Genomic DNA, 18,584 nt, shown 5'->3' on the forward strand with positions numbered 1-18,584 from the left:
CCCCTGGATGGCCCGGTCGCTGATGCCGCGCGGTTGGAAATTCATGTCCGTGATCCCTTCGATGACGACAAACTGGCTGGTCGCCAATCTCGACATTTGTGACAGTGCATTGCGAAGTACGTGTCGAGAGCTAAACGCGAAAAACATAAACTCGTACAGATGGCTTGTAATCGAATGGTGATGTCATGTAACATAAGAACATGTAACAAATGTTATTTTGTAAAAAATGTAGATAATTGGGTCAGAAGACCTGTCCTTAACGTCACTGGGAAACCGCCATGCCTGCCGTATCCGGGAAAAAGCTGTTCGTGGGGCCGCGCTTCCGACGCATCCGCCAGCAACTGGGGCTGTCGCAGACCCAGATCGCCGAGGGGCTTGGTATCTCGCCGAGCTACATCAACCTGATCGAGCGCAACCAGCGCCCCGTAACCGCACAGATCCTGCTGCGGCTCGCCGAGGCCTATGATCTCGATCTGCGAGATCTTGCGACCGCCGACGAAGACCGCTTCTTCGCGGAACTGAACGAGATTTTCTCCGATCCGCTGTTCCGCCAGATCGACGTTCCCAAGCAGGAGCTGCGGGACCTCGCCGAGCTCTGTCCCGGCGTGACCCACGCGATGCAGCGCCTCTATGCGGCCTATGCCGAGGCACGCCAGGGCGAGACGCTGGCGGCGGCGCAGATGGCCGACCGCGACGTCGGGACGCGCTACGAGGCCAATCCGGTCGAGCGGGTGCGCGAGCTGATCGAGGCCAACCGCAACTATTTTCCGGAGCTCGAGCAGGCCGCGGAGGCCTTGCGCGACGAGTTGAACGTGCCAGCCGAAGGCCTCTACGCGGCGCTCGCCACGCGCCTGCGCGAGAAGCACTCGATCACGACCCGCATCATGCCGGTGGACGTGATGCGCGAGACCTTGCGTCGCTTCGACCGCCATCGCCGCCAGCTCCTGATCTCCGAACTGGTCGACACGCCCGGCCGCGCCTTCCAGCTCGCGTTCCAGATCGGGCTCGGCGAATGCGCTGCTCATCTGGAGACTATCATCAGCCGCGCCGGGCCGCTCGACGACGCGCCGCGGCGGCTGTTCCGCATCACGCTCGGAAACTATTTTGCGGCCGCCGTGATGATGCCCTACCCGACCTTCCTGAGCGCTGCCGAAACGCTGAACTACGACATCCACGTGCTGGCGCAGCGCTTCGGCGCTGGGTTCGAGCAGGTCTGCCACCGCCTGACCACGTTGCAGCGGCCGAACGCGCGCGGCATCCCGTTCTTCCTCTTGCGCGTCGACAATGCGGGCAACGTCTCAAAACGCTTCTCCTCCGGCACCTTTCCGTTCTCGAAGTTTGGCGGCACCTGCCCCTTGTGGAACGTGCACTCGACCTTCGACACGCCGGACCGGCTGCTCAAGCAGGTGATCGAGCTGCCCGATGGCACGCGCTATTTCTCGATCGCGCAGATGGTGCGCCGGCCAATTGCGCCCCACCCTCTTCCCCAGCCGCGCTTTGCGATCGGCCTCGGCTGCGAGATCCGGCACGCCTCGCGCCTGGTCTATGCCGCGGGGATGGATCTGGAGAAGGCGGAAGGCACGCCGATCGGCGTCAACTGCCGGCTCTGCGAGCGCGAGAACTGCGCCCAGCGTGCCGAGCCGCCGATCACGCGCACGCTAATTCTGGACGAGACGACGCGGCGCGTGAGCTCGTTCGCGTTCACGAATGCGCGGGAGTTGTGAGGCGATTGCGGTCGCGCAATCACACCAGCGTATGCACGATCACCGGGCCCGCCACCGCGCGCGCGTCTCCCGCCAAGAGCGGGCCAAGATCCTTCTCGATCCAGGCGATCGCGCGCTTGTTGGCCTCCTCCGCCTGCTCGAACTTGTCGAAGATGGAGATCGCGGTCACCGTGTCGTCGCCGGCATAGACCACGTAATAGGCACGAAAGCCCTCGACGTCGCTGATGATGGGAACCGCACCTTCCTTGATGCGGCGCGCCAGCTCTTCGGCCGTTCCGCTTTTTGCCTTGGCCTGACGGATGGCGGCATACATGAGACCCTCCTTCCGGTACTTGATGGGCATTGCGCCCTCCGCGCGATCCTACGCCCAAGCGCCCAATCGATCCACGGTTGAAAGCGTTGGATAGCCGCGACTTCGGCCTTCTACGGGCCCGTTCGTTGCGTTCACGCGATTGCCAACCCCGACCCGTATCTGCATATTCGCCCGCCTTGATGTGACTGTTTTCGAAGAGGAAGATGACATGGCGGACGCCGACCTGGATGTCGTGATCCGGCAATTGGCCAGACAACTGCATACCGGGCTGATGGCCCGCGCCAAGGAGCGACGGGACAAGTTCGCGGCCCTTGCGGCCAAGGCCAAGGGCAAGGACGTGCGGGATCGCTACAAGGAGATGGCCAAGACCACGATGGAGCAGGCCACCGCCGCCGCAAGGCGGTTGCAGATGTCCGCCGACAACGTCGCCGACAGCTACGCGCGATCGATGCGGCTTGCGGCTGCCGAGGCTGCCGCCGCTACGCAGAAGCCGGAGAAAAAGCAGTCGGTGAAGGAGAAGCCGGCCAAGGCCGCGAAGGCGAAGAAGAAGAAGAAGGCGAAGTAGGCATTCACCGCTATGGCGCGGCGACGTGGGTCGGCTCTGCGTTTTCGAGGTCGGCCAGCCTGGTCCGCGCCGTGTTGTGGGCCCAGCCATCCTTCCCGTCCGGGAGCGCCAGCGCGGCCTCGAAATCGGCCCGCGCGTCGGTGCTGCGTCCCTGCATCGCAAGCGCGAGACCGCGGTTGACGCGCAGTTCGGCATCCGACGGCGCGAGCCGAATGGCGGTGTTGTAGCTCAGGATCGCGCGGTCGAGGTCGCCCTTGGCGGCGAGCACGAGGCCGCGGTTGGCGTAAGGCGCGGCGAGCTTCGGATCGAGCGCGATCGCCTGGTCGAAATCGGCGATCGCGGCATCGAGCTCGCCGTTGCGCTGGCGCGCGAGCCCGCGGTCGCGGAAAAGTGCCGCGCGGTTGGGATTGAGGCGGATGGCCTGGTCGTAATCGGCGATCGCCACCTTGGCATCGCCGTGCCGCATCGCGATCCGGCCGCGCCCCTCATAGGCAAAGGCGATCAGCGGACCGCGCAGGGGGCTGAAGCCGATGACGGCCGAGCAGACGTCGGGATCGTCGGCGTCACCGCAATTGACAACGGTGTGCAACGACAGACCGACGAGAATGCCGAGAATGATCAACAATGGCGCGGCTAGTCTGGTCATCATCGACCGTCGCCGGCAGCGGGCCGGCCACGCATCCCCTTTCAAAACGAACTGGAAGCGGTGTTAGCACCGCCGAGCACGACCTTGTGTGCGCCAGCTCACAAAGGCGGCCGCATCTGCGAAAGGAACCAGGCCCTCCCAAAGATCCTCAACGTTGCCTTGGATCAGCCCCACGGCCCGCGCGAGGACGAGCGGCCCCAGGGGCTTCCGCTCGGGTAATTCTCGTTGGCGCCGACCGACGGCCCGGCGCGCGTGCCGAGCTCGGCTGCAAGCTGCTGGAGCGCGGCGATGCGGTTCTGGGTCGAGGGATGCGTGGCGAACAGGTTGTCCACGCCGTGCCCCGACAGCGGATTGATGATGAACATGTGCGCGGTCGCCGGATTGCGCTCGGCGTCGTAGTTCGGCACCTGATGGGCGGCGTTCTCGATCTTCACCAGCGCCGAGGCGAGCCACACCGGCTGACCCGCGATGCGCGCACCGAGATTGTCGGCGGCATATTCGCGGGTGCGGCTGATCGCCATCTGCACCAGCATCGCGCCGATCGGCGCAAGGATCATCATCAGGATCGAACCGACGATGCCGGGGCCAGAGTTGCTGTCGCGGTGACCGCTAAAGAACATGCCGAACTGCGCCAGCATCGAGATCGCACCGGCGATGGTGGCGGTGATCGTCATCAACAGCGTGTCGTGATTCTTGATGTGCGCGAGCTCGTGCGCGATGACGCCGGCAAGCTCCTCGCGACTGAGCTGTTGCATCAACCCGACGGTGACGGCGACCGCTGCATTTTCGGGGTTGCGGCCGGTGGCGAATGCGTTGGGCTGCGCCTCGTCCATCAGGAACACGCGCGGCATCGGCAGCGCGGCGCGGGCTGCGAGCTCGGAAACGAGGCCATAGAGCTCCGGCGCGCTGGCACGGTCGACCTCATGGGCGCCGTACATCGACAGCACCATGCGGTCGGAGTTCCAGTAGGTGAAGAGGTTGGTCGCCGCCGCAACCAGCAGCGCGATCATGGCACCGCCGGCGCCGCCGATGAGATAGCCGACGCCCATGAACAGCGCCGTGAGGCCTGCGAGAAGAAGAGCTGTGCGAAAATAGTTCATGGCGACGTTCCGTTGCGAGGGGAGAGCGTTCTGCCCCGCGTCTCAGGTAATGATCCGGTTCCGGACGCTTCAAGAGGGGCGGCTGCGTCTTGGCGACGCGGCAAACAGCGCCGCTAAACCTTACCGCGCATTTGCGCAAAAACCCACGCCATCGTTTAGCGGATTGGAAAGTGCGGCGTCGGCTATATCCGATGGCGCGGGCACGACGGGCTGGGTCTGCGCATTAGTCGGTTCCATTGTTACCATTGAGCAAGGTGCTTGCCATGATGGAACGGTCCCGAGCGGCGTCCGTTGGCGATCCATCGCCCTCCTCACCTCGGACGGATCATGCCGCCGACGCGAAGGGCCTGCAGCATGCGTTGCAGGAACGGCTCTTTGCCGACGAAGAACACCTGCAGGAGCCTGTCGCCCACTCAGAGCCCCCCGACGAGGAACGACGCTGGCCGTGGCTGCGGCGAGGCCTCAAGATCGCCGTGGGACTTGCCGTGGTGGCCGTGTTCGGCTGGCTGCCGCTGCGCGCGATGTGGGAGAGCTCCAGCGTCGAAGCGGTGCTGAACTCCCGTCTCGTCACGCTGCGCACGCCGATCGGCGGACGCGTTGCCGCCACCGCCTACACGATCAAGGACCGTGCCCAGCTCGACGCCGGCACGGTGGTGCTCCGCGTCGTCAATTCGCGCGGCGACCGGACCCGGCTCGACGACCTCAGGCGGCAAAAGTCGCGGCTGGAGAACGAGCGGCCGAGCATCGCCGCCAAGCTCGAGACCGCGCGCGCCGCGCAGCAGGACCTGGCGCGGCAGGCGGCGCAGTTCAAGGACGGACGCGTGCTGCAGCTCGAAGCGCGCATCGCCGAGATCCAGACCTCGATCGAGGCGGCGGCCGCACGGCGCGAGGAAGCGAGCGCGGCCGTGGAGCGCGCCTCCTCGCTCGCCAAGACCGGCAACGTGTCCACGGTCGAGCTGGCGCGGCTGACGCGCGAGCTTTCAGTGGCGCAGCAGACCGAGCTTGGTGCGCGCAAGCGGCTGGATGCGGCCAAGGTCGAGCTGACCGCGGCGAAGAGCGGCTCGTTCCTCGGCGACAGCTATAACGACCGGCCGAGCTCGGTGCAGCGCGAGGAGGAGATGCGCCAGCGTGCCAAGGACCTCGAGGCCGATCTGGCGCGCGTCGACACCGAGATCGCCTGGCTCGCCAACGAAATCATCATCGAGGAAATCCGCTTCACCGATCTGTCCGAGGCCGACATCAAGACGCCGGTGACGGGACGGATCTGGGAGATGATGACCTCGCCGGGCGAGGACGTGCAGTCCGGCCAGCCGCTGCTCAAGGTGCTGGATTGCAGCGGTGCCGTCATCACCGCCAACGTCACCGAGAGCGTCTACAACCGGCTGCAGCTCGGCGACCGTGCGACCTTCGAACCGAATGATGGCGGCAATCCGATCTCCGGTACCGTGGTCAACCTGACCGGCGCGGCCGGCGCGCCCGCCAATCTCGCCATCAATCCCGATACGCTGAGCAAGGAGCCGTATCGCGTCACGGTGGCGCCAAGCGATGCCACGCACTGCATGGTCGGACGGACCGGCCGCGTCGTGTTTGACAGGCACGAGACCGCGCCATGATGGCGGCGCTGGCGCCCGGCTTTCTGGCGCTCGGCCTTTTCCTGGCGGCGGTCCCGCTGCTCAGCCGCAAGAGCACGCCCGCGCGCTCGCTGCTGACCGGGGTGTCGTTCGCACTGCTGCTTCGCTATGTCTATTGGCGCGTGACGAAGACCCTCCCTCCGGCCGGGCTGACGGTGGATTTCGTCGTCGGCTATGCCTTCATGCTTGCGGAAGCGGCCTCAATGGCCGCCGTCGCGCTGTCGCTTCTGTTCATCAGCCGCACGATCGATCGCTCCGCCGCGGCCAGGATCGACGGTCGCGCCACCGATCCCGCCGCGCCCCTGATCGACGTCTTCATCTGCACCTACAATGAAGACCGTTCGATCCTGGAGCGCACCATCATCGGCGCCACCGGAATGGCCTACGGCAACTATCGCGTCTGGGTGCTCGATGACGGCCGCCGGCTGTGGCTGCGACGTCTCGCGGGTGAGCTCGGCTGCCACTATCTCACGCGCTCCGACAATCGCCACGCCAAGGCGGGCAACATCAACCACGCCCTTCGGCATGTGAGCCAATTGCCAAACCGGCCCGCCTTCATCTCGATCCTGGATGCCGACTTCGTGCCGCGGCCCGACTTCCTCGCCCGCACCGTCAGCCTGATGGACGATCCGTCCGTCGGCGTGGTGCAGACGCCGCAGCACTTCATCAATCCCGATCCGATCCAGACCAACCTCGCCGCGTCAGACGTCTGGCCCGACGAGCAGCGCTTCTTCTTCGACATCCTGATGCCGGCAAAGGATGCCTGGGGCGTCGCCTTCTGCTGCGGCACGTCCTCACTGATCCGGTATGACGGCTTGATGCAGATCGGCGGCTTTCCGACGGACTCGGTGACGGAGGACTATCTCCTCACCTTGCGGCTGAAGGAGCGTGGGCTAAACACCATCTATCTCAACGAGCGGTTGACCATCGGCCTCGCCCCCGAAGGATTGAAGGAATACATCACCCAGCGTGGCCGCTGGTGTCTCGGCTTCATGCAGATCGCGCGCGGCCGCAGCGGACCATTGTCGCGGACGTCGACTCTTCCATTCATCGACCGGCTGTCGCTGATCGATGCCTTCATGAGCTGGGCCGCGGTGTACCCGGCCAGAATGCTGGGGCTCGTCGTGCCCTGGCTGTTCCTGCTGTTCGGCGTCAAGGCCGTGCAGGCAAATCTCGGCGAGGTTCTTGCCTACTTCCTGCCGTTCTACGTCTGGCATGGACTGACGATGGCCTGGCTGTCGCGCGGCCGTTCGCTCGCCATGATGACTGATGTCTCGCAGCTCATCGCGGCGCCCGCGGTCCTGAAGGCGGTGACGACGGGCCTGTTGAAGCCGAAGGGCCACAAGTTCAAGGTCACCGCCAAGGGCGGCAAGCGTGACCGCAAATTCCTGGAATGGCCGCTGCTGCGGCTCTATGGCGGCGCGCTGCTCATCACGTTGGTCGCGATCGCCTACGCCTTCATCCTGCATCTGCGCGGCGAGAATATCGCCTATGGCGGGCTGGCGCTGGCGTGGAGCTTCTACAACGCCTTCATCCTCACCGTTGTCTGCTTCGTCTGCATCGAGCAGCCGCGCAAGCGCAAGGCGGAACGCTTCGTCCGCAACGAGCCGATCCTGCTGCGCCAGGACGGCAGGTCGCATCTCGCACGGCTCGCCGATCTTTCCATCACGGGCGCCCGGCTGATCGATCCGGATCCCCCCGCGATCGGAAGCGCGGTTGAATGCAAGATCTACGGCCGGTCGATCGCAGCCGTGGCGGTGCGCCACACGACGGACGGATTTGCGGTGCGGTTCGAGGAAAGCATGGACACGCGTGTGCACGCGATCAGGGCGTTCTATGCCGGCGAATATGTGCGCGCCTTTCGCGGCGTCCGGGCCTTCCCGGTCGGCAAGGCGCTGCTGCTGCGGCTGTTCGGCTAGATCGCGATAGCTGGGCCTTTGGGCAAGCTACTCGTCACGACAGATCCTCGGGATCAAGCGCCGCCTCGAAGCGCAGCCACGCGTCCGTTGCGCGCGTCGCCTCGTTCGGAAAGGCTGCCGCGGCGGCAACCTCCTTTGCCAGGCGGGTATGTTCCAGCCAGACCAGATACAGCATCAAGGGCGGCAGTTGCCGCCGCGCGGCCAGCATCGCGGCACAGCGCGCTTCGGCGCCGTCGGTCGCCCACCACCGCTGCGCAACCACGACCACCTTACGGAAGTTGCGCAGGATACCGGTGACTTTCGCGCGGTCGACCTTGGCGATCCCGGCGCAATGGTTGAGCCAGTTCAACCCGGCGATGATGGCGATGGCGACGTCGTCGCCGGCCTGGCCGGTGAAGTCGATCACCGTCTGGTCATGTGGCTTCAGCCGCAGGAAGCTTTCGATCATCTCGGCCTGGCGCGTGGGCGCGGTGAGCAGGCTAGCGTCCCGGCCCGGGATCATGGTGAGGTAGCGCAGCGCCTCGAGCCGCGTGTCGCGCCAGATCTCGCGCGCGCCGACCTCGACCGTTCCAGGCTCACGCTTGCCGGCGGGATAGACGATCTCGCCGCGATCGGCCTTTTCGAGATAGTCTGGCGCGACCTTGTCCAGGCCGCGCAGCAGCGCGTCAGGGCCTGCGCGCGGATCCAGCGCATCGTCTGGCGGCGGAGCTTTGTAACTGCCGAACAAGGCCATCGGGAACACCCCTGCGACCCAACCCCCAAGGCGCAGTCTAGCGCATGATGAGACCGAGTCGCCTGAGGCCTAATGACCGTGCAACAAAAAACATCGAAAACAACCCCATGCACAGTAGCCGATGACCGCCGGCACGATCGTACGATTTTTCCGAAATTGACTTGACGCGTCGGGCAAATCTGAGGTATAGTTTTCATCATCGCAAGGCGCGCCCCGCGGATGGCCCCGCAGGCAATTGGTGCCACCGCGTCAATCCTGCTCGTCAGTCACGGACACACCAGCACGGGGGTTGTCGCCTGCGTCAGCACCTTGTTCGTCACACTGCCGATGAGAAGCATGGAAAGTCCGCTGCGTCCATGCGATGACATGACAATGAGATCGCAGCCCTTGTCCTCGGCTGCTGCGATGATGGCTTGATGCGGGTGCCCGTTCTCGACTTGAATCGTCTCGCAGGGAACACCGGCCTCCTTGGCCTTATTGGCCATGTGATCCAACACGCTCGTGGCCTGTTCCTTGCGCAGTTCGGCATATGTTGCGACCGCTTCAAGAAACCGCCCAGATAGTTCTGAGAACGGCTCGACAACAAAGATTACGGAGACCTTGGCTCCAAGGGATTTCGCCAGTGCCAATCCATGCGCCACCCCACGCTCCGCGATATCCGACCCATCCGTCGGAATGAGAATATGCCGGTACATGCCTCACCTCCCGATTGCTGAACGTATTGCTGCCGTCCGAATGTGTTGTCACCGTCAGCTTCTCTTCTTCGCCGGCGGAATCCAGCAATTCGCCCGGCCGATGATCGGGAAGGCGGCCGCCGGATTCATCGAGAGAGCGACAAGCCGGATGATCACCAGACCGATCTTCAATGCTCGCAGACGCGATTTCGTGTCGAGCAGCACCGCTTCCGCGACCTGCGCCGGCCAAGCGGACGTGCGCCTCGCGCACGAGGTTCTGGACCGCGTCAGCTTCGGGCAGATGCCCGGTCGATATGTAGGGCCAATGCTCCTGCTCAGGATGAGAACGCATGGCACGGCACTCACGCCAGGGTAGTAAATTAGGCGAATGCGAACCTGAAGGCAAGGTCAGGCCAGGTTCCGTTCTTGACGGTCGTGGACGCGCACTGACCAAAGGGACTGTCGGCTTGCGGAGTGCGCGTCGACGTCACAGTCACGAGTTGCAGCGGTCGAGGCCACAGCGAAAACAAAGAGGCGTTCGATTCCAGCTTTATGAGAACCGTATCGAACCTCTTTATCGCCTCCGTCCGCCGGTTTACGGTGGGATTCGCAAAGACCTTCCCTGCCCTCAATCCGGTGAGCTGATGTCCAGGACCCGATGCGCGATCGCGGCATGCGCGACCATCTTCGCTTTTGCCTCCGCAGCATCGGCCCAGCAACTGCTTCCGCCTCCGGGCAGGCCGGCGGCCCCTGCGGCGCCGAAGGCTGCGCCGTCGCCGCGCGGGGCATCGTGTCACAATGGCGCGAGTTTTGATCGCTTCCTCGCGGAGCTGAAACAGCAGGCGGTCGCCGAAGGCGTCTCTCAGCGCACGATCGCCGAAGCCGCGCCCCACCTCGTCTACGACCAGGGCATCGTCAACCGGGACCGCGGCCAGCGCGTGTTCGGCCAGCTCTTCACCGAATTTGCCGGCCGCATGGCCGCGGTCTACCGGATGCAGAACGGCCAGCAGCACATCAAGCAATATGCCGCGGCGTTCGCGCGCGCCGAGAAGGAATACGGCGTGCCCCCCGCCGTCATCGCCGCGTTCTGGGGACTGGAGAGCGATTTTGGCGCCAACATGGGCAATCTGCCGACGCTGAGATCGCTGGTGTCGCTGGCCTATGATTGCCGCCGCTCCGAGATGTTCGCCAAGGAGACCATTGCCGCACTGAAGATCATCGACCGCGGCGATCTGCATCCCGACGAGATGATCGGCTCCTGGGCGGGCGAGCTCGGGCAGACGCAATTCCTGCCCGTGCACTACGTCAACTACGCCGTCGATTATGACGGCGACGGCCGGCGCGATCTGTTGCGCTCGGGGCCCGACGTGATCGGCTCGACCGCGAACTACATCGCCAACGGCCTGAAGTGGCGGCGCGGCGAGCCGTGGCTGGAGGAGATCAAGGTGCCGCCGAACCTGCCGTGGGAGCAGACCGATCTGTCGACCCAGCAGCCGCGCTCGAAATGGGCGCAGCTAGGGGTGACTTATCCCGACGGAAGGCCGTTGCCGAACGACAATCTCGCAGCCTCCGTACTGCTGCCGATGGGACGGACCGGGCCGGCCTTCATGGCCTATCCGAATTTCGCCGCCTACACCGAATGGAATAACTCGCTGATCTATTCAACGACCGCGGGCTACCTCGCCTCGCGCATCGCCGGTGCTGCACCGATGCGCAAGCCGGCGCAGCCGGTCGCGCAACTGCCGTTCAACGAGCTGAAGGAGTTGCAGCAGCTTCTGGTGCGCGCCGGCTACAATGTCGGCAAGATCGACGGCGTGCTGGGCCAGCAAAGCCGCATCGCTGTCAAGGCGATGCAAATCAAATACGGCCTGCCGGCGGATTCCTGGCCGACCGCCGAACTGCTCGCCCGCATACGCGGCGGCACCGCGCAGGCGCAGCCCCAGGCGACGGTGCGGTAGATTTTTTACCCGTCAGCGCGGGTTCATGCAGTTGCATTTTTCCATGCGGATCCCATGTCAGGGGACCAGGATTTCTCCTGGCATTCCGCAACACGAAAAGAGCATCCCATGTCCTTCTATGACGCCGTCGTCCCCGGCTATTTGCAAATGCTGAACAGCCTCACCGGCCTGCTCACCAAGGCGGAAGCGCATTGCGCGGCCAAGAAGATCGAGCCGAGCGTGCTTTTGGGATCGCGGCTCTTCCCGGACATGCTGCCGCTGTCGAAGCAGATCCAGCTCGTCAGCGATTTCGCCGCCAAGGGCTGCGCGCGGCTGACCCACAGCGAGGTGCCGTCGATGCCCGACACCGAGACGACCTTCGCTGAACTGAAGCAGCGACTCGCCAAAACCATCGACTATGTGAAGTCGTACAAGCCCGAGCAGTTCGAGGGCGCCGACGCCAAGGACGTCACCTTCCCGGCCGGTCCCGACCGCTCGATCACGGTGAAGGGGCAGCAATTCCTCTCCTCGTTCTCGCTGCCCAACTTCTATTTCCACGCCGCCACCGCCCACGGCATCTTGCGTCACAATGGCGTGGAGATCGGCAAGCGCGATTTCCTCGGCGTGAGCTAGCCAGCCGACTGGTCGAAGGTTTGAGCTGTTTGACCGCGGGCTCGTTCAACCTCTCCCGCTTGCGGGAGAGGGAGCGCATCTCCTTCGTGGCAAGCATCAAATTCAATCTCGTGAGCTAGTAGCGCCTTCGTTTCCTGCAAGCGCCGCGGCGCAGATCGAATCTGCTGTCGCGGCGCTGATTGCACATGAATTATGCTCCGCGGGTTTCGCGCGCATCTCGCCTGCACTTTCGGAATGGCTTGTCCCTTGCGCCGCTTGCGGCGATGCACAAGTCTTTCCTCACCTTCCACTCACTGAAAGCATTTTCCGATGAGCCGACCGACCAAATTGTTTGAGCCCTACAAGCTCGGCCCGATCACGCTTGCCAACCGCGCGGTGATGGCGCCGCTGACGCGCAACCGCGCGGTGCCGGGCAGCTTCGTACCGGGACCGCTGGCCGCCGAATACTATGCGCAGCGCGCCTCCGCCGGCCTGCTCGTCACCGAAGCGAGCCAGGTCTCGCAACAGGGCCAGGGCTATCAGGACACGCCCGGCATCTATTCAAAGGACCAGGTCGCCGGCTGGCGCAAGGTCACCGATCGCGTGCACGAGCGCGGCGGCAAGATCTTCATCCAGCTCTGGCATGTCGGCCGCATCTCGCACACTGCGTTGCAAGCCGGCGGCGCGGCACCTGTCGCGCCTAGCGCGATCCGCGCCAAGGGCAAGACCTTCGTCAACGGCACCTTTGCCGACGTCTCCGAGCCGCGCGCGCTCGAGCTTTCCGAAATCCCCGGCATCATCGACGACTTCAAGCGCGCCACCAAGAATGCGCTCGAAGCCGGCTTCGACGGCGTCGAGATCCACGGCGCCAACGGCTATCTGCTCGACCAGTTCGCCAAGGACGGCGCCAACAAGCGCACCGATGCCTATGGCGGCGGAATCGAGAACCGCGCAAAGCTGATGCTCGAAGTGTCGAAGGCGGTCGCGTCCGAAGCCGGTGCCGATCGCACCGGCATCCGCATCTCGCCGGTGACGCCGGCCAACGACATCCTGGACTCGAATCCGCAAGCCCTGTTCGACCATATCGTCGACGGGCTCAGCGCGCTCAAGCTGGTCTATCTGCACGTGGTGGAAGGCGCGACCGGCGGCCCGCGCGATTTCGCACCGTTCGACTATGCGAGCCTGCGCAAGCGCTTCTCCGGCGCGTACATGGCCAACAACGCCTATGATTTCGAGCTCGCCAGCAAGGTGCTGGAGGCTGACGCCGCCGACCTCATTGCCTTCGGCAAGCCGTTCATCTCCAACCCCGACCTCGTCGAGCGGCTGAAGAAGGGCGCAGCGCTGAACGAGTGGGACAAGAACACGTTCTACGGCGGCGGCGCCAAGGGCTATACGGACTATCCGACGCTCGCTGCTGAGCCGGCGGAGTAGATCCAGACGAACGTTGTCATGCCCCGCGAAAGCGGGGCATCCAGTACGCCGCGGCTTCTCCGTATTCGTCACCGTCTCTGGAATACTGATCGCCCGATCAAGTCGGGCGATGACAGCGGAGAAGATGGCGGCGCCGCAACTCGCTGGACACAAAGAAAAAGGCCGGGATCGCTCCCGGCCTTTCGTCGTTCTCGGATGGCGTGGGCTGGTACGCCTGTCCTTACTGCAGCGAGGCGCGCTTGGGCGGGGTGGCGGGCCACGACTTGATCAGGGTGTCGTAGTCAACCGTTTCGCCCTTCGGCTTCTCGTTCGCGAGCTTGCGCTGCGGAGCGATGGTGCCATCCTTCTGAACCTTGGCGAACCAGTGCTCAGCGGTCTCCTTCTTATTCAGCTTGGGACCGCAGGCGCCCTGCACGCCCGACTTCTCGAGGCGTTCAAGCACCGAGTCCTGGGCCGCAGCGAGCGAGTCCATCGCGGCCTGGGCGGTCTTCGCACCGGACGACGCATCGCCGATGTTCTGCCACCAGAGCTGCGCCAGCTTCGGATAGTCAGGCACGTTGTTGCCGGTCGGGGTCCACTGCACGCGCGCGGGCGAGCGGTAGAACTCGATCAGGCCGCCGAGCTTCGGCGCACGCTCGGTGAACGACTTGTCCCAGATATCGGATTCACGGATGAAGGTGAGACCGACATGGCTCTTCTTCAGCGACACCGACTTGGAGACGATGAACTGGAGATAGAGCCAGGCCGCCTTGCGGCGATCGGCCGGGGTCGACTTCAACAGCGTCGCAGAACCGGCGTCCTGGTAGCCGAGCTTCATGCCTTCCTTCCAGTACGAGCCGTGCGGCGACGGAGCCATGCGCCACTTCGGCGTACCGTCAGCGTTCACCACCGGCAGACCGGGCTTCACCATGTCGGCGGTGAAGGCGGTGTACCAGAAGATCTGCTGGGCGATGTTGCCCTGCGCCGGCACCGGACCTGCTTCCGAGAAGGTCATGCCCTGGGCCTGCGGCGGGGCATACTTCTTCAGCCAGTCGAGGTACTTGGTGATGGCGTAGACCGAAGCGGGACCGTTGGTGTCGCCGCCGCGCTCGACCGACGAGCCGACCGGACGGCAGCCTTCCATGCGGATGCCCCATTCGTCGACCGGCAGACCGTTCGGAATGCCCTTGTCGCCGTTGCCGGCCATCGACAGCCAGGCGTCGGTGAACCGCCATCCGAGCGACGGGTCCTTCTTGCCATAGTCCATATGGCCGTAGACCTTGACGCCGTTGATCTCCTTGATGTCGTTGGTGAAGAACTCGGCGATGTCCTCATAGGCCGACCAGTTCACGGGAACGCCGAGCTCGTAGCCATACTTGGCCTTGAACTTGGCCTTGTAGTCCGGGTTGGTGAACCAGTCGTAGCGGAACCAGTAGAGGTTCGCGAACTGCTGGTCGGGCAACTGGTAGAGCTTGCCGTCCGGAGCCGTCGTGAACGACTTGCCGATGAAGTCGTTGACGTCGAGCATCGGGTCGGTGACGTCCTTGCCTTCGCCCGTCATGTAGTCGGACAGCACGACCGTCTGGCCGTAGCGGAAGTGGGTGCCGATCAGGTCGCTATCGTTGATCCAGCCGTCATAGACGTTCTTGCCGGACTGCATCTGGGTCTGGAGCTTCTCGACGACGTCACCTTCCTGGATGAGGTCGTGCTTGAGCTTGATGCCCGTCAGCTCGGAGAACGCCTTGGCCAGCGTCTGCGACTCGTATTCGTGAGTCGTGATGGTTTCCGAGACGACGTTGATCTCCATGCCCTTGAAGGGTTCGGCGGCCTTCGCGAACCACTCGAGCTCCTTCTTCTGGTCTTCCTTCGACAGCGTCGAAGGCGTGAATTCCGCGATCCACTTCTGGATCACGGCGTCGTCGGCGGCGCGGACCGGCGCCGAGACGGCGAAAGACGCTGCAACGAGCGCAGCAGCGCTAGACATGGTCAGAAAGCTATTCTTGGTCAATGGACCTTTCCTTCTCCTAAACTGTCGCATGTTGTTCCTCCGTTGCAGCGACAAACTCTAAACAGGTCCGGGTTGGCCCCCGGATCTGGTCTTCTTCGCGAGCTTCAGACCGTGCGGAAAATAAGCACGGCCGTGACAAGCGAAATTCCACTTGCGAACCACAGGTTCGAGATCTCGAACCCGTCCTCCCCGATCGGCAACGTGCCGATCGCGTCGGTCCCGACGAACGCGATCCACAACAGGTGGATCACGGCCGCCGCGATCAGAGAAATGAACAGGCGATCGCCGCGCGTGGTCGGGATGCGCAGCACGCCGACCCGCTCGGCCTCGGGATAGACGGCAGCGAGCCAGGTCATGACAGCGAGCGTGCAGGCGAGCGCGGCGAAGAAGATCGCCGTCGGCAGCGTCCAGGCCATCCATGCGATGCTTTCCATGGGTGCCTCCTTACACGCGGCCGAGCGCAAAGCCGCGCGCGATATAGTTGCGGACGAACCAGATCACGAGTGCGCCCGGAATGATGGTCAGCACGCCGGCGGCTGCTAACAGGCCCCAGTCCATGCCGGCGGCCGAGACCGTGCGCGTCATGATCGCCGAGATCGGCTTGGCCGCGACCGAGGTCAGCGTGCGCGCCAAGAGGAGCTCGACCCAGGAGAACATGAAGCAGAAGAACGCGGCGACGCCGATGCCGCTTGCAATCAGGGGAATCAGGATCTTCACGAAGAAGCGCGGGAAGGAATAGCCGTCGAGGAACGCGGTCTCGTCGATCTCGCGCGGCACGCCGGAGACGAAGCCTTCGAGGATCCACACCGCCAGCGGCACGTTGAAGATGCAGTGCGCGAGCGCGACCGCCCAGGGCGTATCGAACAACCCGATCGCCGAATAGAGGTTGAAGAACGGTAGCGCATAGACCGCGGCCGGCGCCATGCGGTTCGACAGCAGCCAGAAGAACAGATGCTTGTCGCCGAGGAAGCGGTAGCGCGAGAACGCATAGGCCGCCGGCAACGCCACCGAGATCGAGATGATGGTGTTGAGGACGACGTATTCCAGCGAATTGATGTAGCCGGAGTACCAGCTCTCGTCGGTGAAGATGCGCCTGTAGTGCTGCAGCGTCGGCGTGTGCGGCCACAGCGTCATGCTCGAGACGATCTCGGCGTTGGTCTTGAAGCTCATGTTGACGAGCCAGTAGATCGGCAACAGGAGGAAGATCAGGAACAGCGCCATGATCAGGCGACGACCGGGAATCGTGTGCATCAGACGACTCCTTCCTTGGATGCGAGCGCGACCGCGGGCTGCAGCGCGCCGGCGGGCGAGCGATCCACCGCCGGCTCGCTTTCCGCCCGCGCCTTGCGCTCGACGCCGGCATTGGTCATGACGGTGTAGAACACCCAGCAGACGATCAGGATGATCAAATTGTAGACCAACGACAGGGCGGCAGCCTTGCCGAGGTCGAACTGGCCGAGCGCGATCTTGACGAGCTCGATCGAAACGAAGGTCGTGGAGTTACCCGGGCCGCCGCCGGTGACGACGAAGGGCTCGGTGTAGATCATGAAACTGTCCATGAAGCGCAGCAGCACGGCGATCAGGAGCACACGGTTCATCTTCGGCAACTGGATCGCCTTGAACACCGCCCAGCGCGAGGCGCCGTCGATCTGCGCCGCCTGGTAATAGGCCTCGGGGATCGACTTCAGGCCGGCGTAACAGAGCAGCGCGACGAGGCTCGTCCAGTGCCAGACGTCCATCGCGATGACGGTGACCCAGGCGTCGAGGGCGTTGGAGACGTAATTGTAGTCGATGCCGATGCTGTTCAGCGTGTAGCCGAGCAGGCCGATGTCAGGCCGGCCAAAGATCTGCCAGATCGTGCCGACGACGTTCCAGGGAATGAGCAGCGGCAGCGCGAGGATGACGAGGCAGGCCGCGACCGTCCAGCCCTCGCGCGGCATCGACAGCGCGACGACGATGCCGAGCGGCACCTCGATCGCGAGGATGATCGCGGAGAACAGCAAATTGCGGCCAAGCGAAGCGAGGAAGCGGCCGCCGAGATCGGTCGAGGGATCGAGCAACTCCTTGAACCAGCCGACGCCGTTCCAGAAGAACTGGTTGTTGCCAAAGGTGTCCTGCATCGAATAGTTCACGACCGTCATCAGCGGCAGCACCGCCGAGAAGGCCACCACCAGGAACACCGGCAGCACCAGGAACCAGGCCTTTTGGTTGATTGTCTTGTCCATCAGGCGGCTCCCTCCACCAGAAGGCTGTCGGCATAGACGTGGACGTGCGACGGATCGAACTTCAATCCGGCTGATCCGTCGGAGGGCGTGAACCCGGCCGGGGCACGCGCCGCGAGCTTGGCATCGCCGAGACGGGTGCGCGCGAAGCGGATGCGGCCGAGATCGTCGACGCGCTCGATCTTGGCGGTGAGCAGGCCCGGTCCGGGCGCGACGGTTTCGACGAATTCCGGCCGCACGCCGATCTCGATCTTCGCGCCCGCGGGCAGATTGTCGTAGCTGCGGTTGAGCGCGATGGTGTGGCCGTCGATGCGCGCTTCCCGCCCCTTCACCTCGGCTGGCAAAATGTTCATGCCGGGCGAGCCGATGAAGTAGCCGACGAAGGTGTGCGCGGGCTTGTCGAACAGCTCGGCCGGCGTGCCGCTCTGCACCACGCGGCCGTCATGCATCACCACGACCGTGTCGGCGAAGGTCAGCGCCTCGGTCTGGTCGTGGGTGACGTAGATCATCGTGAGATCGAGCTCGCGATGCAGCGCCTTCAATTTCGAGCGGAGCTGCCATTTCAGCTCGGGATCGATGACGGTGAGCGGCTCGTCGAACAGCACGGCGGCAACGTCGTTGCGCACGAGGCCCCGGCCGAGCGAGATTTTTTGCTTGGCGTCCGCCGTCAGTCGCGTGGCCTTGCGGTTCAGATAGGGCTCCAGGTCGAGCAGGCGCGCGATCTCGGTCACGCGCTTGTCGATATCGGCCTTGGCCACGCCGCGGTTCTTCAGCGGAAACGCCAGGTTCTCCCCCACCGTCATGGTGTCGTAGATCACCGGAAACTGGAACACCTGGGCGATGTTGCGCTTCTGGGTTGACAGCGGTGTGATGTCCTGGCCGTCGAACAGGATTTTTCCCCGCGACGGCGTGATGATGCCGGAGATGACGTTGAGAAGCGTGGTCTTGCCGCAGCCGCTTGGGCCGAGCAGCGCGTAGGCGCCGCCCTGCCGCCAGGTCATGGTCACCGGCTTGAGCGCAAAGCTTTCGGGGGCGGCATCATTGCCACCGTAGGAATGGGCGAGGTCGACGAGGTCAATGCGGGCCATGG

18 protein-coding genes are annotated in these 18,584 nt (G+C 64.2%); 7 read left to right on the forward strand and 11 right to left on the reverse strand.

All coding sequences use genetic code 11. From position 1 onward, the window contains the following. Positions 1-278: 278 nt before the first annotated feature. Positions 279-1,724, forward strand: a complete 1,446-nt coding sequence (locus tag JQ632_RS28465; protein WP_212405960.1) for a short-chain fatty acyl-CoA regulator family protein — start codon at positions 279-281, stop codon at positions 1,722-1,724. Positions 1,725-1,743: 19 nt separating this feature from the next. Here the strand turns inward: JQ632_RS28465 and JQ632_RS28470 are convergent, their stop codons facing one another. Next, entirely contained in the window at positions 1,744-2,037 is a 294-nt protein-coding gene (locus JQ632_RS28470; protein WP_212406005.1) for an antibiotic biosynthesis monooxygenase, read from the reverse strand. A gap of 208 nt (positions 2,038-2,245) precedes the next feature. Between JQ632_RS28470 and JQ632_RS28475 the strand changes: the two genes are divergently transcribed. Next, a complete protein-coding gene (locus JQ632_RS28475) occupies positions 2,246-2,602 on the forward strand; it encodes a hypothetical protein (RefSeq protein ID WP_212405961.1) in 357 nt (118 codons plus the stop codon). A 10-nt stretch (positions 2,603-2,612) separates the two neighbouring features. Here JQ632_RS28475 and JQ632_RS28480 read toward each other — a convergent pair whose 3' ends face one another. After that, positions 2,613-3,248 (reverse strand): tetratricopeptide repeat protein, encoded by a 636-nt coding sequence (locus tag JQ632_RS28480; protein WP_212406006.1) that lies wholly within the window; start codon positions 3,246-3,248, stop codon positions 2,613-2,615. 164 nt (positions 3,249-3,412) lie between these two features. After that, positions 3,413-4,348: a zinc metalloprotease HtpX gene (gene htpX / locus JQ632_RS28485; RefSeq protein ID WP_212405962.1), complete on the reverse strand. Its 936-nt coding sequence runs from the start codon at positions 4,346-4,348 to the stop codon at positions 3,413-3,415. A gap of 473 nt (positions 4,349-4,821) precedes the next feature. Between htpX and JQ632_RS28490 the strand changes: the two genes are divergently transcribed. Next, the gene (locus JQ632_RS28490; protein WP_312015672.1) at positions 4,822-5,961 is read left to right on the forward strand and encodes an HlyD family efflux transporter periplasmic adaptor subunit; all 1,140 of its coding nucleotides are present in this window, start codon (positions 4,822-4,824) and stop codon (positions 5,959-5,961) included. Next, positions 5,958-7,898, forward strand: a complete 1,941-nt coding sequence (locus tag JQ632_RS28495) for a glycosyltransferase (RefSeq protein WP_212405964.1) — start codon at positions 5,958-5,960, stop codon at positions 7,896-7,898. Before JQ632_RS28490 ends, JQ632_RS28495 begins: the two co-directional genes overlap by 4 nt. A gap of 34 nt (positions 7,899-7,932) precedes the next feature. Here JQ632_RS28495 and JQ632_RS28500 read toward each other — a convergent pair whose 3' ends face one another. From JQ632_RS28500 to JQ632_RS28510, 3 genes are all read right to left on the reverse strand, one after another. Next, the gene (locus JQ632_RS28500) at positions 7,933-8,631 is read right to left on the reverse strand and encodes a hypothetical protein (RefSeq protein ID WP_212405965.1); all 699 of its coding nucleotides are present in this window, start codon (positions 8,629-8,631) and stop codon (positions 7,933-7,935) included. A 266-nt stretch (positions 8,632-8,897) separates the two neighbouring features. After that, a complete protein-coding gene (locus tag JQ632_RS28505) occupies positions 8,898-9,326 on the reverse strand; it encodes a universal stress protein (RefSeq protein WP_212405966.1) in 429 nt (142 codons plus the stop codon). A 54-nt stretch (positions 9,327-9,380) separates the two neighbouring features. Further along, positions 9,381-9,530: a hypothetical protein gene (locus JQ632_RS28510; RefSeq protein ID WP_212405967.1), complete on the reverse strand. Its 150-nt coding sequence runs from the start codon at positions 9,528-9,530 to the stop codon at positions 9,381-9,383. A gap of 419 nt (positions 9,531-9,949) precedes the next feature. On the opposite strand from JQ632_RS28510, the gene JQ632_RS28515 reads away from it, so the two are divergent. From JQ632_RS28515 to JQ632_RS28525, 3 genes are all read left to right on the forward strand, one after another. Beyond that, positions 9,950-11,263, forward strand: a complete 1,314-nt coding sequence (locus JQ632_RS28515; protein ID WP_212405968.1) for a lytic murein transglycosylase — start codon at positions 9,950-9,952, stop codon at positions 11,261-11,263. Positions 11,264-11,371: 108 nt separating this feature from the next. Next, positions 11,372-11,875 (forward strand): DUF1993 family protein, encoded by a 504-nt coding sequence (locus JQ632_RS28520; protein WP_212405969.1) that lies wholly within the window; start codon positions 11,372-11,374, stop codon positions 11,873-11,875. Positions 11,876-12,184: 309 nt separating this feature from the next. Beyond that, positions 12,185-13,285, forward strand: coding sequence for an alkene reductase (locus tag JQ632_RS28525; RefSeq protein ID WP_212405970.1), 1,101 nt, complete (start codon positions 12,185-12,187; stop codon positions 13,283-13,285). Positions 13,286-13,505: 220 nt separating this feature from the next. Here the strand turns inward: JQ632_RS28525 and JQ632_RS28530 are convergent, their stop codons facing one another. The 5 genes from JQ632_RS28530 to JQ632_RS28550 all read right to left on the reverse strand — a co-directional run bounded on the left by JQ632_RS28530 (position 13,506) and on the right by JQ632_RS28550 (position 18,582). Then, positions 13,506-15,248, reverse strand: coding sequence for an ABC transporter substrate-binding protein (locus JQ632_RS28530; RefSeq protein ID WP_212406007.1), 1,743 nt, complete (start codon positions 15,246-15,248; stop codon positions 13,506-13,508). A 128-nt stretch (positions 15,249-15,376) separates the two neighbouring features. Then, positions 15,377-15,706: a DUF2160 domain-containing protein gene (locus JQ632_RS28535; RefSeq protein WP_212405971.1), complete on the reverse strand. Its 330-nt coding sequence runs from the start codon at positions 15,704-15,706 to the stop codon at positions 15,377-15,379. Between the two features lie 10 nt (positions 15,707-15,716). Continuing rightward, the gene (locus tag JQ632_RS28540; protein ID WP_212405972.1) at positions 15,717-16,523 is read right to left on the reverse strand and encodes a carbohydrate ABC transporter permease; all 807 of its coding nucleotides are present in this window, start codon (positions 16,521-16,523) and stop codon (positions 15,717-15,719) included. Then, positions 16,523-17,497: a carbohydrate ABC transporter permease gene (locus JQ632_RS28545; RefSeq protein WP_212405973.1), complete on the reverse strand. Its 975-nt coding sequence runs from the start codon at positions 17,495-17,497 to the stop codon at positions 16,523-16,525. The genes JQ632_RS28540 and JQ632_RS28545 overlap by 1 nt, the downstream gene beginning before the upstream one ends. Continuing rightward, positions 17,497-18,582, reverse strand: coding sequence for an ABC transporter ATP-binding protein (locus JQ632_RS28550; RefSeq protein WP_212405974.1), 1,086 nt, complete (start codon positions 18,580-18,582; stop codon positions 17,497-17,499). The genes JQ632_RS28545 and JQ632_RS28550 overlap by 1 nt, the downstream gene beginning before the upstream one ends. Positions 18,583-18,584: the final 2 nt, after the last annotated feature.

It is taken from the genome of Bradyrhizobium liaoningense (assembly GCF_018130955.1).
GTDB classification, from domain to species: domain Bacteria; phylum Pseudomonadota; class Alphaproteobacteria; order Rhizobiales; family Xanthobacteraceae; genus Bradyrhizobium; species Bradyrhizobium liaoningense_C.